This window comes from Streptomyces sp. NPDC048734, from assembly GCF_043198675.1.
GTDB lineage: Bacteria > Actinomycetota > Actinomycetes > Streptomycetales > Streptomycetaceae > Streptomyces.
Genome location: NZ_JBICUZ010000011.1, coordinates 188733 through 203410 on the forward strand (window position 1 = coordinate 188733; position 14678 = coordinate 203410).

The following is a 14678-nucleotide window of genomic DNA, read 5'->3' on the forward strand; positions in this document are numbered from 1 at the left end:
CCTTCTCTCACCACAACGGGTCCGCCTCGACCATCTGGAACAGGGAAAGCTGGCGTGCCGAGGCGTACTTGCGTGCCGACCGGGTGTCCGAGCGCGCAGCCGCGTTGTCGCCCTTGTCGAGATGCCGGCGTGCGCGTCGGGCGTACGCCTCGGCGACCGCCGTGTCGAGCCTGCTCCGGTCCTCGACGTCCTTCGGGCACCGGCGGACGAGAGCGATGGCCTCGTCGTAGTTCTCGTCCGCGCTGAGCAGTTCCACCAGGTCGGCCAGTACCGAGACCTGTAGGTCGGAGATCTCCGGGAGGACTTCATAACTGCGGGCGACAGCCAGTAGGTCGAGCGTCTCCCGCAGATCGTCCTCGTCGAGATCGTCGTAGAGCACCGCGCGTTCGTAAAGTCCCGTCGCGATGTCGTACTTCGGGCCTCGGTGGGGACTCCAACGGCGGGAGTCCCCATCCGAAAGAGAATGGACCTCCTGCATCAGGCTCAGGGCGTCGGCCCGGTCGTCGTTCACCGCCGTGTCCAGAGCATGCTCGTACAGGGCTTCGGCCAGGGCGCGGCGAGCGGGCTGGAAAGTCTCGTCACGGTCCAGGACACCGCGCAGCATCTCGATGGCCTGCGGCAGCCGGGAGAAGACGTATCCCTTGAGAAGGCGTTCGGCGCTCCGTGTCTCAGCCGCGTTCAGTGCTGAGACGGCCGATCCGTTCGAGGGGTCCAGCTCGTAGGCGCGAGCGAAGCGGACGCGGGCCTCGTCGTGCTCGTTCCGCTGTGAGACCTGCTCCCCCAGGCGCACACACCCGGCCGCCAGGTCCCGTCTCAGCTGCTCGTGCTGCGGGGCCATGACGAGGACACGCTCGAGGAGGCCGACGTACGCCTGCCAGTCGACCTTGGTGCAGTTCCGGGACAGGGCGAATCCCGCGTGCACGCCCGCCCGGCCGATCTCTTCCTCGTGGCCGGTGAGGGAGACACCGACGGCTGCCGCGCCCTCGAAGTCCCGGATCGCAGCCGCCCAACGTCTGCCCTCCACATGCGCACGCGCCCGGGCGAACAGTGCGGCGCCGAGGAGACGTCGAGGGCCTTGAAGGAGCTCGACGTTCTCCCCGACACCGTGTCGCGCAGTGTTTTCGGCTTCGAGGTCTGCGATGACCTCGTCGAACCTGCCGGACTCCAGGAGTGTCAGGTAGCGCCCCTCAGGAGACAACAGGCCCTTGAGCCGACCGCCGACCTCGTCACCCTCGCCGCTTGCCTCCGACACCGCACTGTGGACGTCCGCGACCAGGTCTTTCCACCGCCCGCCGACCGACGACAGAAGGTCGAGGAAGCCCGGACCGAAGGAGAAGTCGTACTCGGAGTCCAGGGGCGTCAGGACGTCCATCCTGATCTCGGGCAGGTTCTGGGCAACGGCCAGTTCGACCTCCCAGGCCAGTTCCAGGCTGTCCGCCGTCGGCCGTCCCGCGGTTCTGTCGTCGTCCCTCAGTGCTTGGCGGATGCGCTCGGTGAGAGCGTCCGAAGCGGCCTTCCGTTCGTCGGCCGTCAACGAGCGCCCGGAGTGTCGCCCGAGCTCCCACCAGTACGAGACGGAGTGCAGAACCATCGCCCAGCAGGCGATGGCCTGCCGCGCGGCCTCTTCACGCACCCGGTCGTCCGTCTCGGCGTCACCGGCGAAGACCCGCAGAGCCGTGAGCGCCAGGGCGTGCACCACAGCGGTGTCGAGCGGCTTCGCCAGCCACTCCTCGTACCGGACCCGCCACGCCTCGGTGTGACGGCCCGCCCGGCTCAACCCCCGTGCCTCCCAGGGGCGCAACCACCCGTACGTCAAGGACAACGGCCAGTCCGAGGCATCGGGTTCCAGGACACAGGCCCGCTCCAGGTCCATGTTGTCGAGGGTCGCGGACGCGCGGTACAGCAGGAGCGCTTCGCGCCGGTCGGGTGCGAAGGAGTCAAGTACGTCGGACTGGTCACCGAAGTCCGCGGCGTCTTCCGGAGCAAGGCAGGCCAGCAGTGCTTTCGCCGTGGCCCAGTTCGCCGTGCGAGCCCAGGGGGTGAGTACTTCCACAGCCGTCTCGACACGGTCGGCCAGGATCGCGCCCTGCGCTAGGTTCTGCAGTGCCACATCGAGGCACGGGCCGCAGCGGGCGACTTCCTTCTCGCTTTTGGCGCCGTGTGCGGGACAGAACCAACGGCCGCACTGACCGCACAGGTCGCGTCCGGACTCGAGGCAATCCTCGTGGAAACAGAAAAGAGTCTGCTGGCGCGCGCGACCGTCAGGAGGAAAAGTCAACGACCACACGTACCACCCACAGCAGTCGGGCCAGTTTCCTGCGCGAGCCGCGAGTGCCCCGCGCAGGGCGGCATGGCGGGCGTCGATCGTTGCCTGACCGATTTCCATGACACGGTCCCACCGGCGCAGAAGACCGACGGCAACCGCGAAACGTTCCTGAACGTAGGCGACAACGGCCTGCTCGAGCACAGCGGATGGATTCTCGGCCGCCGCACCGTTCCCCTCGGTGCCCCCCGACACGGTGTGCGACACCACCGTTCCCCTCCGGTTCGCCAATGACACGGAAGCCGACGCTGCCTCATGGCCCCCCGACAGACCTCCGCATATGTCGATGCAGCATATGTCTCAGGTGACGTCCGCGAACAGCAGCCGAATCAGATCCGGGTAGGCCTTGCCGACGTCGGCGAGGACCTTCCGCAGGGGCTCGGGCGGGCCGCCCTGTAGCGGTACCAGGGGGCCGACGCGCCCGGGGACGGTCGAAAGATCACCACTGCTGAAGCGCGACTCCGGGGTGGCCGGCGGACGGACCCGATAGGAGCGCCAGACGCTGACAGGATGATTGAGCAGGACGAGATGAGGATCGTCCCACGCGACGAATGTCCATCGGTGCCCGTTCCAGGCCCGGACGAGTACGCAGTCCGCACGCTGTCGCCCGAGCCGGGCGGCAACTCTGGCCGCGACCGGTACCGGATTACCGAAGGAACCCATGACCTCCCAGATCCCGTCCTCGTACGTGACCGACCAGCCCTCGTCCCTGAACTCCTCGATCACCTCCGCATAGGGGTCGTCGTCCCGCGCCAGGGCGATGATCCGCTCCACTTCGCTCCAGGACGCGACGCGGGCGAGCGCCTGCTCCGGTGGCAGCATCAGGTCCTCGGCCCCGGCGGGGTCGGCACGCGCGATCATGCTCCTGTGGTTCTGCCACGCGCGGGCGGCCGACACGTCGTGCTCACCGCCGCCGGTGAAGGTGGCGTCCTGGCTGAGCAAGGTCATCAGTACGGCCGCCACCGCGTCCACTCGACGTCCGGTCTCGGGTGGGTCCTGCTGTTCCGCCGTCCCGTCGTTCGGTGCGCTCTGGAGGGCGAGGGCCTTGAGGAGGACGCTCAGGCCCTCGCGCCAGCTGTGGTCGTCGTCGTCCCAAACCCCTGCGGCCAGGAGCTGGACGTACAGACCTGCCACCAGCAGCCGTACCGGAAGTGGCCGCACCAGCAGCTTCTCGGAGCCGTCGGAGGTGTCGGAGACGACGAGACTGTCGGCACAGCGCCGCACCCAGCCGCGGCAGCGAGCTCGTTGATCAGGGGGAACACAGGGGACGCGAGCCGACCCGTCGGCGGCCGGATCCTCGTCCTCTGCCCCTTCGGGGTACTCCTCGTCCTCCTCCGCGGACACGGCGAAGGTGACCGTCGACACGGTCCACCGGGAGGCCGACGGCTCGGGGAGATCGATCTGCGCGGTACCGAACGCCAGACCGGCCAGTGGAAGTCCGATCATCCGACGGCAGTCGGCGAGGTAGGCGTCCCAGCGGTCGACGCCGCTCGTGACCGCCGTACTCGTCGCGCTTTCCGTCGCGGGGCTCACCCGGGGAGCGGACATGCCGGCGGTGAGCTCGCGCAGGCGCAGCAGGTCCGTCTCGAAGCGCCGCGCCGCACGTTCGTCGGTGAACAACGCCTGTGTGGTGTAGTCGTGGCTCAGTCGGGGCCCACTGTCGTGGGTATGACGGCGTGCGCTGTGTACGGGGCTGTAGACGAAGACCACCGGTGATTCGGCGCTGCTGCCGTCCGGTCGGCGGCAGGTCGCGCGTACGGCCGCGCCGGGCACTTCGGGCATCGGGAAGGAGAAGGCCGACTCGCCGGCGGGGATGGAGCCGATGCCGGTCCAGGAGCCCGGCGATCCGTCCGGGGACGTGCTGATCGCGACGGGGGTCGGCTCGCTGCGGGCCAGGGAGACGTGAAGGCCTTCGCTGTCCGTCTTGGCGCCCAGCAGGACGAGCGCACGACCGGTGCCGGTGGTGAAAGGCCGGAGAGTGCGGCCCTTCAGCACCGAGAGCGCGGTGGTGGGTCCCTCTTCGGGAAGCAGGGGTGAGGTGTCGGCGGAGAGCACGGCGAGTTCGCAGTTGCCCCCTTCCCTGGTGCTCGTGCACAGAGCGGCGCGGGTGAGGTTGGGGCTTCCGGTGAGTGCGTGCCTGCGCTCGCCGATGCGCCACTCGACGAACTTGCCGTGCCGCATCCGCGTCTCTTCGAGGAGTCGGATCCCGGTGGAGCAGCCGTCGAGCGCCCCCTTGACCGTCTCGGCGTCGTAGCTCGACCAGCGGGGCTGGAGACCGAGAGTGACCTGGCCCGGCATCAGGCGGTCGACGAGTGCTCGCAGGGCGTGGGCCTGCGGATCGATGAACGGGGCGTACGCCTGAATCTCGTCCACGGGCCCCGGTGGCAGCTGTTCCACCAGGCTCCGGTGGAGGTTGTGCAGAAGCCGCGGGCCGGTTTCCGGCCCGGCGGGGGCGTTGACGTGTCTTTCGGTCAGGAGGGTCGCCACTTCTCCGAGGTGGCTCGCCGTCCAGGGGGCCATGTCCACGACGGCGGGCAGTTCCTCAAGCCACTCCGCGAGATCGGCGAGCAGGGCGTGCGAGGCGTCGTCCTCGGTCTCCACCACGGTCCACAGCTCGTCGTTGGCTCCCCAGCCGGACAGCGTCGGGTTTCCCGATCCCACGGCCAGCCGACAGGCGTGTTCACCGATCAGCAGGACCACTTTGGGGTGGAAGGCGCCCCGGCAGCCGGCGAGGCCGTGCAAGTAACTGCGGCCTGCCATGCGTACATCGACCGGGTCGTACAGTCCCTGGGCCGCATCACCGATCACCGCGGTGCGTGCGCCCAGGCCACGTGCGACCGGGATCGCGACCCGTTCCAGGAACGGGAGGTCGACGGTGAATCCGAGGAGGAGCACTTCGTGCAGCGGTTGCTTGTCGCCGCGTTCGGCCCATTCACGCAGCAGCGTGACCGGGGAAGCGAAGCGGGTGTGCTGCGCCGCGCTCATCGCTCCGTCTCCAGGATCCTCCGGCCGGAGGCCGTGACGACGTGGCAGCCGTCCCGGACGTCGAAGAGTCCGAGTTGCCGCCCGAAAGAGCCTAGTTGAGGAATGCGCGTACCGATGTCGGAATCTCCCTCGTCGCCGGTCTTGAAGTAGCGCTCGTTGCGCACGTGCAGACGGGAGAAGATCTTCAGCCCACCCGTCGCCGAATCGGTGCGCAGCTTGCCGAGCGCCACCCGGCGGGACTGGGCCAGCATGTCGTCCACCAGCCGGGCCGCCAGGTCGTGGACCGGCCGGTCGGAGTAGTCGCGGATGAGGCCGTCGACCCACGTCGGGTCGAGGAACTCCGCCGAACGACGCTGTCGGCCCAGGAAGACGGCGCGTACGTCGTCGGGCAGGTGCCCCTCCCTGGACCGCAGGGCGCCCACGAGCAGCAACCGGACGTTGGTCATGGGGGCGTCACCGCCCTTCTGGAGAAGTTCTCGTTCGGCCGGCAGCAGCAGCCCGTCCGGACTCTTGAGCGGCGGCAGATCCTCCAGGAGTCCTCGCACACTCCCCTCCGGAGCCTGCTGCGCCAGCCAGTCGCGCAGTTCCTGTGCCGTCCGGTCGGCCTCGCCCTCCTTGGACCCAATGTCGGCCACGAGAGCGGCCCACAGCCTGCGCCAGGCGCCCACGGAGTAATGCCGCAGCAGCAGCCCTCGCCAGCCCGCTGTCTCCGGAATGGCCGCCAGGACGGGATCGGTAGTCATGTCCTCACCGAAGACGACGGCTGAGCGCAGCGTCTCCTGGTACCCGTCGCCGTCATGGCCGTGGAGATCGATCGCCCGGGCGAGGGCACGGAGGGTCGCGCGCCGGGTGCGGTCGGACTCCTCCCAGTCCTTCGGTACGTGGGCTCCTCCGGCACCAGTAGCGGTCAACACCTGCGTCAGCCAACCTCGCTCAGCGGGACAGGGGACACCGAGGGCCGCCTGCTCCGCCGTTTCCAAGGCTGCGAAGGTCACGACTTCCCTCGAAGCGAGAGACAGCAGCGGGGCGAAGAGCTCCTTGACCGCGGCAGGACATGAGTGCCGCCCGGGCCTGAGCGCTCCCTCCCGGACATCCACCGTGCCGAGCATCATGGCGGGCCCACCGTACTGATCCCAAAAACCCCAGCGGCGGGGTGAGTAGGAGTGGTTCAGCTGCTCCTCGTCGGCAGCTCGCGCGAGTTCCAGTTCCTCCGCGCAGAAACGCCGTACCCGATCGACCCCATGAGCGGACCATGCCGCGTGGGTCTCCGCCTGGTGCTGCTGGAGCGCCGCCAGCAGCACCTCGCCTCGGCGAACCAACCGGCGGCACGCGGTGACATCCAAGGCGTTCTGTTCGGCATACGCCGCGATCGCCGCATACATCGAGTGGTAACGGATGTACCGGGTCACCGTGGAAACTCCGGGAACCAAGCGGTCCACTGCCCGCATGACCGGGCCTTCCACCGCCAAGGGGTACCGCCCCGACCGCACACCCAATCCCTCGAGTGCCCATGCCGGCCCACGGACATCCACTGTCACTTGCCACTCCTCGTCGGCTGCCGGAGCGGCGCCTCAGCCGCAGTCACCTGACTCTGCCTCAGGTTAGATGCTGGTGCCGGACGGGATGCCAGTACCGCCGACTGGATTGGGGAAGTTGCCAGGATGCGCCCGATCCCGCCTCGAGGCCGTCCGAGACTTGACCCTCGGCAAGGCCCGGGGCAAGAGCGGTGCCGGCGCGGACGACCGATGCGCCAACTCCATGGGCAGGCGATGAAAGGCTTTGCGGCAACGGGCTCCACATACCGTCCGCATCGACGCACGCCTGTTAGGCCCCGCCATCAATCAGCCCTGTTGCGGCTGGTCGAAGAATCTCGCGAATGCCCCTCGCTCGTCGGTGTGGGGCATCTCTCCCCGGCTCGAAGATCGCCAGGTCACGGCATTTCCGCAGTCCCCCGGCGAGCCCCGTCCGGCCGTCCCGGCTGGCTGGCGGAAGGGGGCGAGCCTAGCGTCGTACTAAAATTTCCGGCTTGTTACGGGCTGGAGCCGGACAACCCCAGGCAGACCTGCGGGCCCGCCAGCGCCCCGGAGGGCTCCGGGAACGAGACGCGAGGACCCGATGGCAGCCACCGACGAGAGCAGCGCTCTCGGCCTGCTCGACGAAGAGATCCGCGAACAACTCGGCGACACGGCACGTTTCTCGGGCGGTCCCGCCCCCTCCCCGCGCACCCTCGTCGACATCCTCGACGCGTCCGTGCGCTCGTACCCCGACGAACCGGCCCTGGACGACGGCACCGCCGCGCTGACCTACCGCGAGCTGGCCGTCGAGGTCGAGCGGCTGCGCCGCCGGCTGGCCGGTGCCGGGGTCGGTCTGGGCGACCGGGTGGGCGTCCGGGTGCCGTCGGGGACGAACGACCTGTACGTCGCGATCCTCGCCGTGCTCGCCGCCGGGGCGGCCTACGTCCCCGTGGACGCCGAGGACCCCGACGAGCGGGCCGAGCTGGTGTTCGGGGAGGCCGGGGTCGGGGCCGTCGTCGGTGCCGGGCACGAGCTGACCGTGCACGGCCGCTCGGGGGCGCCGGCCGCGCGGCCCGGTGCCGGGCACGACGCGTGGATCATCTTCACCTCCGGCTCCACCGGGAAGCCCAAGGGCGTCGCCGTCAGCCACCGCAGTGCCGCCGCGTTCGTGGACGCCGAGGCCGCGCTGTTCCTCACCGACGAGCCGATCGGGCCGGGCGACCGGGTGATGGCGGGGCTGTCCGTCGCCTTCGACGCCTCCTGCGAGGAGATGTGGCTGGCGTGGCGGTACGGCGCCTGCCTGGTGCCGGTGCCGCGCGCGCAGGTCAGGAGCGGTGCCGACCTCGGTCCCTGGCTGGTGGAGCAGGAGATCACCGTCGTCTCGACGGTGCCCACGCTCGCCGCGCTCTGGGAGCCCGAGACCCTCAACGACGTCCGTCTGCTGATCTTCGGCGGTGAGGCCTGTCCGCCCGAGCTGGTGCAGCGGCTGGTGACCGAGGGACGCGAGGTCTGGAACACCTACGGGCCGACCGAGGCGACCGTCGTGGCCTGTGCGGCGCTGCTGGGCGGAGCGGAGCCGATCCGGATCGGGCTGCCGCTGCGCGGCTGGGAGCTGGCCGTCGTGGACGAGGCCGGTGAGCCGGTGCCGATGGGCGGCAGCGGGCAGCTGGTGATCGGCGGCGTCGGGCTCGCCCGGTACCTCGACGCCGAGAAGGACGCGGAGAAGTACGCGCCGCTGGAACCGCTGGGCTGGGAGCGGGCGTACCGCAGCGGTGACCTCGTGAGGGCGGAGCCGCAGGGGCTGGTCTTCCTCGGGCGGGCCGACGAGCAGGTCAAGCTCGGCGGGCGGCGGATCGAGCTGGGCGAGGTCGACGCGGCGCTCCAGGCGCTGCCCGGGGTGGCGGGCGCGGCCGCCGCCGTGCGCACCGCGCGCGGCGGCAACCAGCTCCTCGTCGGGTACGTCGTCCTGCAGGAGGGCTGGGACCGGGCCGCGGCCGTGGACAGGCTCCGCGCCGAGCTGCCGGCCGCGCTGGTGCCGCTGCTCGCGCCGGTGGCCGAGCTGCCGACCCGGACGTCGGGCAAGGTCGACCGGGCCGCGCTGCCGTGGCCGCTGGAGGGCCTGGAGACGGGCGGTCCGGCCGAACGGCTCTACGGCACCGAGGCCTGGCTCGCCGAGCAGTGGACGGCGGTCCTCGGCGTCCCGGTCGGCGGCGCCCGTGACGACTTCTTCGCGATCGGCGGCGGCAGTCTGGCCGCCGCGCAGCTGACGACGCGGCTGCGGACCCGGTACCCGAGCGCCGCCGTGCTCGACGTCTACCAGCGGCCGACGCTGCGCAAGCTGGCCCGGCACCTGGAGGAGTCCGCGCAGGACGACGCTTCCCGGCGCACCGTCGCCCCGGTGCCGCGACGCGCGCAGGTGGTGCAGGTGCTGCTGCTCCTGCCGCTGTTCACGCTGCTGGGGCTGCGCTGGACGCTGGTCCTGGCCGCCGCGGGCAACGTCCTGCCCGCCCACGGCTGGCTGCCGACCGCGCCCTGGTGGCTGGTGGTCGCGGGCGCGCTGCTGTTCTTCAGCCCGCCCGGCCGGCTCGCGCTCGGCGCGGGCGGGGCACGGCTGCTGCTGCGGGGGGTGGCGCCGGGCCGTCACCCACGGGGCGGCGGGGTCCATCTGCGGCTGTGGGCCGCCGAGCGGCTCGTCGAGTTCACCGGGGCGAGCTCGCTGACCGGCTCCTGGCTGCAGCGGTACGCCCGCGCCCTCGGGGCGAGGATCGGGCCGGAGGTGGACCTGCACGCGCTGCCGCCGGTCACCGGCATGCTCAGGCTCGGCCGGGGCGCGGCCGTCGAGTCCGAGGTGGACCTCTCCGGCTGGTGGCTGGACGGCGACCGGCTGGAGATCGGCCCGGTCAGGGTCGGTGCGCACGCCGTCGTCGGCACGCGCAGCGTCCTCTTCCCGGGGGCGCGGGTCGGCAAGCGGGCCGAGGTGGCGCCGGGTTCGGCCGTCGTCGGCCAGATCCCGACCGGGCAGCGCTGGGCGGGCGCGCCCGCGGTCAAGCTCGGCAAGGCCAAGCGCAACTGGCCCAAGGAGCGGCCGGCCCGGAGCCGGGTCTGGCGGGCGCTGTACGGGGCCTCGGGGGCGGGACTGACGCTGCTGCCGGTGTCGGCGGCCGGGGCCGCGCTGCTCGTGGCGTACGCCCTCGTCCCGCCGGACGCCCCGCTGCGGGGTGCCGCCCTGGCGCTGGTCCCGGCCACGCTCGCCTACGGGCTGACGTACGCGCTGCTGCTCCTGGTCGCCGTGCGGCTGCTGAGTCTGGGGCTGCGGGAGGGCACGCATCCGACGCACAGCCGGATCGGCTGGCAGGCCTGGACGGTCACCCAGCTGATGGACCGCTCGCGCGAGACGCTCTTCCCGCTGTACGCGGGGCTTGCGACGCCGGTGTGGTTGCGGCTGCTCGGGATGCGGATCGGCAAGGGCGCCGAGGTGTCGACCGTCCTGGCGCTGCCCAGCCTGACCACGGTCGGCGAGGGCGCGTTCCTGGCCGACGACACGCTGACCGCGCCGTACGAGCTGGGGGGCGGCTGGATGCGGATCGGGCGCGCGGAGATCGGGCGGCGGGCGTTCCTCGGGAACTCGGGGATGACCGCGCCGGGGCGGAGCGTGCCGGACGGCGGGCTCGTCGGGGTGCTGTCGGCGACGCCGAAGAAGGCGAAGAAGGGCAGCTCCTACCTGGGGCTGCCGCCGGTGAGGCTGCCGCGGGCGGCGGCCGGTGGAGACGGGAGCCGCACCTACGAGCCGCCGGCGCGGCTGCTGTGGGCGCGTGCGCTGGTGGAGCTGTGCCGGATCGTGCCGGTGTTCTGCTCGGCCGGTCTCGCGGTGCTGACCGTGGCCGTGCTGTGCGCGCTGGGGGCGTGGGCCCCCCTGCTGTCCGGGCCGGTGCTGCTCGGGGCGGGCGGGGCGGCGGCCCTGCTGTCGATCGTCGCGAAGTGGCTGCTGGTGGGGCGGCACCGCCGCGGGGAGCACCCGCTGTGGAGCGGTTTCGTGTGGCGCAACGAGCTGGCGGACACCTTCGTCGAGGTGGTGGCGGTGCCGTGGCTGGCGGGTTCGGTGCCGGGTACGCCGGTGCTGTCGGCGTGGCTGCGCGGGCTCGGCGCGCACATCGGCCGGGGCGTGTGGGTGGAGAGCCACTGGCTGCCGGAGGCGGACCTGGTGACGCTGGAGGACGCGGCCACGGTCAACCGGGGCTGTGTGCTCCAGACTCACCTCTTCCACGACCGGATCTTGCGGACGGATACTGTGGTCCTCCGTGAGGGTGCCACGCTGGGCCCTGGCGGGATCGTGCTGCCCGGCAGCACGGTCGGGGCCCGTACGACCCTGGGTCCCGCGTCGCTCGTGATGGCCGCGGAGTCCGTCCCGGACGACACCCGCTGGCTCGGCAACCCGATCGAAGCGTGGCGTCCCTGAACGCCGGCCACTCGGAGCCGGACGACGGCACACCGACGGGGAGTGGCAGCACGGCGCAGGGAGCGGACGCGGCAGTGGCAGTTCAGCAGGCAGGCGGGGCGGACCCGTACTTCCCGGCCAACGGTGATTCCCGGTACCGGGTGCACCGCTACGAGCTCACGCTGGACTACCGGCCCGGGCCGAACCGGCTCTCGGGCACCGCCCGGATCAACGCGATAGCGGGGCGTTCGCCGCTCGCCGAGTTCCAGCTCAACCTGGCCGATTTCAAGATCGGCCGGGTCCGGGTGGACGGCAGGCAGGCGCACTACACGCACCGCGGCGGCAGGCTGCGCGTCCGGCCCGCCAAGGCGCTGCGGGCCGGGGCCGCGTTCACCGTCGAGGTGCACTGGGCGGGCAACCCCAAGCCGGTCAACAGCCCCTGGGGCGGGATCGGCTGGGAGGAGCTGGGCGACGGGGCGCTGGTGGCGAGCCAGCCGGTCGGGGCGCCGTCGTGGTACCCGTGCAACGACCGGCCCGCCGACAAGGCGTCGTACCAGATCTCGGTGACGACGCCGTCGGCGTACGCGGTGGTGGCGGGTGGCCGGCTGCTGACCCGGACGACGAAGGCGTCCACGACGACCTGGGTGTACGAGCAGTCCGCGCCGACGTCGAGCTATCTGGTCGGGCTGTCGATCGGCAAGTACCAGACGGTGCTGCTCGGTGATCCGGGGCTCGGCGGGGTGCCGCAGCACGGGCACATACCGGCGGACCTGCTGCCGGAGTTCTCGCGGGACTTCGCGCGCCAGCCGGGCATGATGCATCTCTTCCAACAGCTTTTCGGGCCCTACCCGTTCGACGAGTACGCGGTCGTGGTGACCGAGGAGGAACTCGACGTGCCCGTCGAGGCACAGGGGTTGTCGCTGTTCGGCGCCAACCACGTGGACGGGGCGCGGGGTTCGGAGCGGCTCGTGGCGCACGAGCTGGCGCACCAGTGGTTCGGCAACAGTGTGTCCATCGCCGACTGGCGGCACATCTGGCTGAACGAGGGCTTCGCCAAGTACGCGGAGTGGCTGTGGTCGGAGCGCTCGGGCGGGCGTACGGCGCAGCAACTGGCCGTCGCCGCGCACCGGTCGCTGGCCGCCCTGCCGCAGGACCTGAAGCTGGCCGACCCCGGCCGCAAGTCGATGTTCGACGACCGGCTCTACGAGCGGGGCGGGCTGACCGTGCACGCGCTGCGCTGCGCGCTGGGCGACGAGGCGTTCTTCCGGATGCTGCGCGCCTGGCTCGGCCTGCACCGCGGCGGCGCGGTGACGACCTCGGCCTTCACGGCGCACGCGGCGCGGTTCGCGGACGAGCCGCTGGACGACCTGTTCGACGCGTGGCTGTACGCGACGGCGCTGCCGCCGCTGCCGCGGGCCGACACGCGGGCGGCCGTCTAGGGCCTCTCGTTTGGATCATGCCGGGCTCGCGGGCCCTGGTGCCGCCCCTCGCTGCCCGAAAGGCGTGGGAGGTACCCCCGGCACCGGGCCCCGCTCCCTGATCCGGCCCGATCCAGACGAAAGACCCCAGGCCCTGTCGTCACGGGGCACATCGTCGCGGGGCACATCGTCGCGGGGCCGGCGGGAGCGTGGCGACGGGACCTAGCACAATGGCGGTCATGAGCACGCGTGACTGCCCTTGTGGGCTGCCAGGGACCTATGCGGAGTGCTGCGGCCGGTACCACGCCGGGGCCGTCGCCGCGCCGACCGCCGAGGCGTTGATGCGGTCGCGGTACAGCGCCTTCGTGCGGGGCGACGCGGGGTACCTGCTGCGGACCTGGCATCCGCGGACCCGGCCGGGGCGGCTGGACCTCGATCCGGGGATGCGGTGGACGGGGCTGGAGATCCTCGGCACGGTCGACGGGACCGCGTTCCACGCCACGGGAGTCGTGGAGTTCCGGGCCTCCCACCGGGGCGGCGCGCTGCGGGAGCGGAGCCGCTTCGAGCGGGTGGCGGGGGCCTGGGCGTACGTGGACGGGGAGTTCCCGGAGCCGTAGGGACCGCCCCGGAGCGCGAGGGCTACGGCGCCAGGATGTCGAGTTCCTGGAGCGCGCCGACCGTGATCTCGCGCGTCAGCTTCTCCGCCCGGTCCGCGTCGCGCTCGCGGACCGCCTCCGCGACCCGTACGTGCAGGGTGACGGCGGCCGGGTCGGGGTCCTCGAACATGACCTCGTGGTGGGTTCGGCCCGAGAGGACCTCCGCGACGACGTCCCCGAGGCGGGCGAACATCTCGTTGCCGGAGGCCGTGAGGATCACGCGGTGGAAGGCCACGTCGTGGAGGAGGTAGCCCTCCAGCTGGTGGCCGCGTGAGGTGGCCACCATGCCGAGCGCGCACTCGGTCAGTTCGGCGCACTGCTCCGCCGTGGCGTTGCGTGCCGCCAGGCCCGCCGCGACCGGTTCGACCGCCGAACGCAGGACGGTGAGCGAGCGCAGCTGGTGGGGGCGGTCGGCGCCGGCCAGCCGCCAGCGAATGACCTGCGGGTCGTAGACGTTCCACTCGGCCTTGGGGCGTACGGTCACGCCCACCCGGCGGCGGGACTCGACCAGGTGCATCGATTCCAGGACGCGGACCGCCTCGCGCATCACGGAGCGTGAGACGTCGAAGCGCTGGGCCAGTTCGTCGGTGCGCAGGACGCTGCCCGGGGGGTACTCACCCGCGGTGATGGCGGGACCGAGGGTGTCGAGTACATGGCCGTGCAGACCCCGGCCCGGAATGGTCATGCACTCAGCGTACGCGCCACGTCACGGACTCAAAAAGTCAGACTTATTCGTCACAGACTCTTGAATTCGTCGTACCTAATGGGTTTCAGTGTCGTCGACATCAGGTGTCGAGGAAGACAGCGAGGCAGAGATGCTTACCCCCCACGTCGTCGTGGTGATGGGCGTCGCCGGCACGGGCAAGACCACCATCGGTCCGCTGCTCGCCGCCCGGCTGGGCGTTCCCTACGCCGAGGGCGACGACTTCCACCCGCAGGCCAACATCGCCAAGATGTCGGCCGGAACCCCGCTCGACGACGACGACCGGTGGCCGTGGCTCGACGCCATCGGTGACTGGGCGCACGGGCGGGCCGGGCTGGGCGGGGTCGTCAGCTGCTCGGCGCTGAAGCGGTCGTACCGCGACCGGCTCAGGGCCGCCGCCCCCGGGATCGTGTTCGTGCACCTCTCGGGTGACCGGGCGCTGATCGAGGAGCGGATGGCGCACCGGCAGGGGCATTTCATGCCGACCGCGCTGCTGGACTCCCAGTTCGCCACGCTCCAGCCGCTCGCAGCGGACGAGACGGGGGTCGCGGTCGATGTGACCGGGACGCCCGAGGAGATCACCGAACGCGCCGCGCGGGCGCTCGACGGGCTTCCCGGCACCCGGCGGTAGCCGCCCCGCCCTG

At 71.5% G+C, this 14678-nt stretch carries 8 protein-coding genes; 4 read left to right on the forward strand and 4 right to left on the reverse strand.

The window, feature by feature from the left end; all coding sequences use genetic code 11:
* Window positions 1–7: 7 nt before the first annotated feature.
* The 3 genes from ACGFQC_RS26900 to ACGFQC_RS26910 form a co-directional block, all read right to left on the reverse strand.
* Window positions 8–2110 (reverse strand): hypothetical protein, encoded by a 2103-nt coding sequence (locus ACGFQC_RS26900; RefSeq protein WP_363089260.1) that lies wholly within the window; start codon window positions 2108–2110, stop codon window positions 8–10.
* Window positions 2111–2623: 513 nt separating this feature from the next.
* Window positions 2624–5308 carry a hypothetical protein gene (locus tag ACGFQC_RS26905; RefSeq protein WP_363089261.1) on the reverse strand — a complete coding sequence of 895 codons (2685 nt, stop codon included), beginning with the start codon at window positions 5306–5308 and terminating at the stop codon, window positions 2624–2626.
* On the reverse strand, window positions 5305–6717 hold the full coding sequence (locus tag ACGFQC_RS26910) for a hypothetical protein (RefSeq protein ID WP_363089262.1): 1413 nt from the start codon (window positions 6715–6717) through the stop codon (window positions 5305–5307). The genes ACGFQC_RS26905 and ACGFQC_RS26910 overlap by 4 nt, the downstream gene beginning before the upstream one ends.
* A gap of 706 nt (window positions 6718–7423) precedes the next feature.
* Between ACGFQC_RS26910 and ACGFQC_RS26915 the strand changes: the two genes are divergently transcribed.
* The 3 genes from ACGFQC_RS26915 (at window position 7424) to ACGFQC_RS26925 (ending at window position 13292) form a co-directional block, all read left to right on the forward strand.
* On the forward strand, window positions 7424–11278 hold the full coding sequence (locus ACGFQC_RS26915) for a Pls/PosA family non-ribosomal peptide synthetase (protein WP_363089263.1): 3855 nt from the start codon (window positions 7424–7426) through the stop codon (window positions 11276–11278).
* A gap of 74 nt (window positions 11279–11352) precedes the next feature.
* On the forward strand, window positions 11353–12696 hold the full coding sequence (locus tag ACGFQC_RS26920) for a M1 family metallopeptidase (protein WP_363089264.1): 1344 nt from the start codon (window positions 11353–11355) through the stop codon (window positions 12694–12696).
* Window positions 12697–12914: 218 nt separating this feature from the next.
* Window positions 12915–13292 carry a YchJ family metal-binding protein gene (locus ACGFQC_RS26925; protein ID WP_363089265.1) on the forward strand — a complete coding sequence of 126 codons (378 nt, stop codon included), beginning with the start codon at window positions 12915–12917 and terminating at the stop codon, window positions 13290–13292.
* A 22-nt stretch (window positions 13293–13314) separates the two neighbouring features.
* Here ACGFQC_RS26925 and ACGFQC_RS26930 read toward each other — a convergent pair whose 3' ends face one another.
* Window positions 13315–14016: a FadR/GntR family transcriptional regulator gene (locus tag ACGFQC_RS26930; RefSeq protein WP_363089266.1), complete on the reverse strand. Its 702-nt coding sequence runs from the start codon at window positions 14014–14016 to the stop codon at window positions 13315–13317.
* A 130-nt stretch (window positions 14017–14146) separates the two neighbouring features.
* Here ACGFQC_RS26930 and ACGFQC_RS26935 point away from each other — a divergent pair, with 130 nt between their 5' ends.
* The gene (locus tag ACGFQC_RS26935; RefSeq protein WP_363089267.1) at window positions 14147–14665 is read left to right on the forward strand and encodes a gluconokinase; all 519 of its coding nucleotides are present in this window, start codon (window positions 14147–14149) and stop codon (window positions 14663–14665) included.
* Window positions 14666–14678: the final 13 nt, after the last annotated feature.

Bases quoted from the DNA above. Each gene is read 5' to 3' on its own strand.
- ACGFQC_RS26905 (WP_363089261.1), bottom strand. From the start codon at position 5,308: ATGAGCGCGGCGCAGCACACCCGCTTCGCTTCCCCGGTCACGCTGCTG.
- ACGFQC_RS26930 (WP_363089266.1), bottom strand. From the start codon at position 14,016: ATGACCATTCCGGGCCGGGGTCTGCACGGCCATGTACTCGACACCCTC.
- ACGFQC_RS26915 (WP_363089263.1), top strand. From the start codon at position 7,424: ATGGCAGCCACCGACGAGAGCAGCGCTCTCGGCCTGCTCGACGAAGAG.
- ACGFQC_RS26935 (WP_363089267.1), top strand. From the start codon at position 14,147: ATGCTTACCCCCCACGTCGTCGTGGTGATGGGCGTCGCCGGCACGGGC.
- ACGFQC_RS26925 (WP_363089265.1), top strand. From the start codon at position 12,915: ATGAGCACGCGTGACTGCCCTTGTGGGCTGCCAGGGACCTATGCGGAG.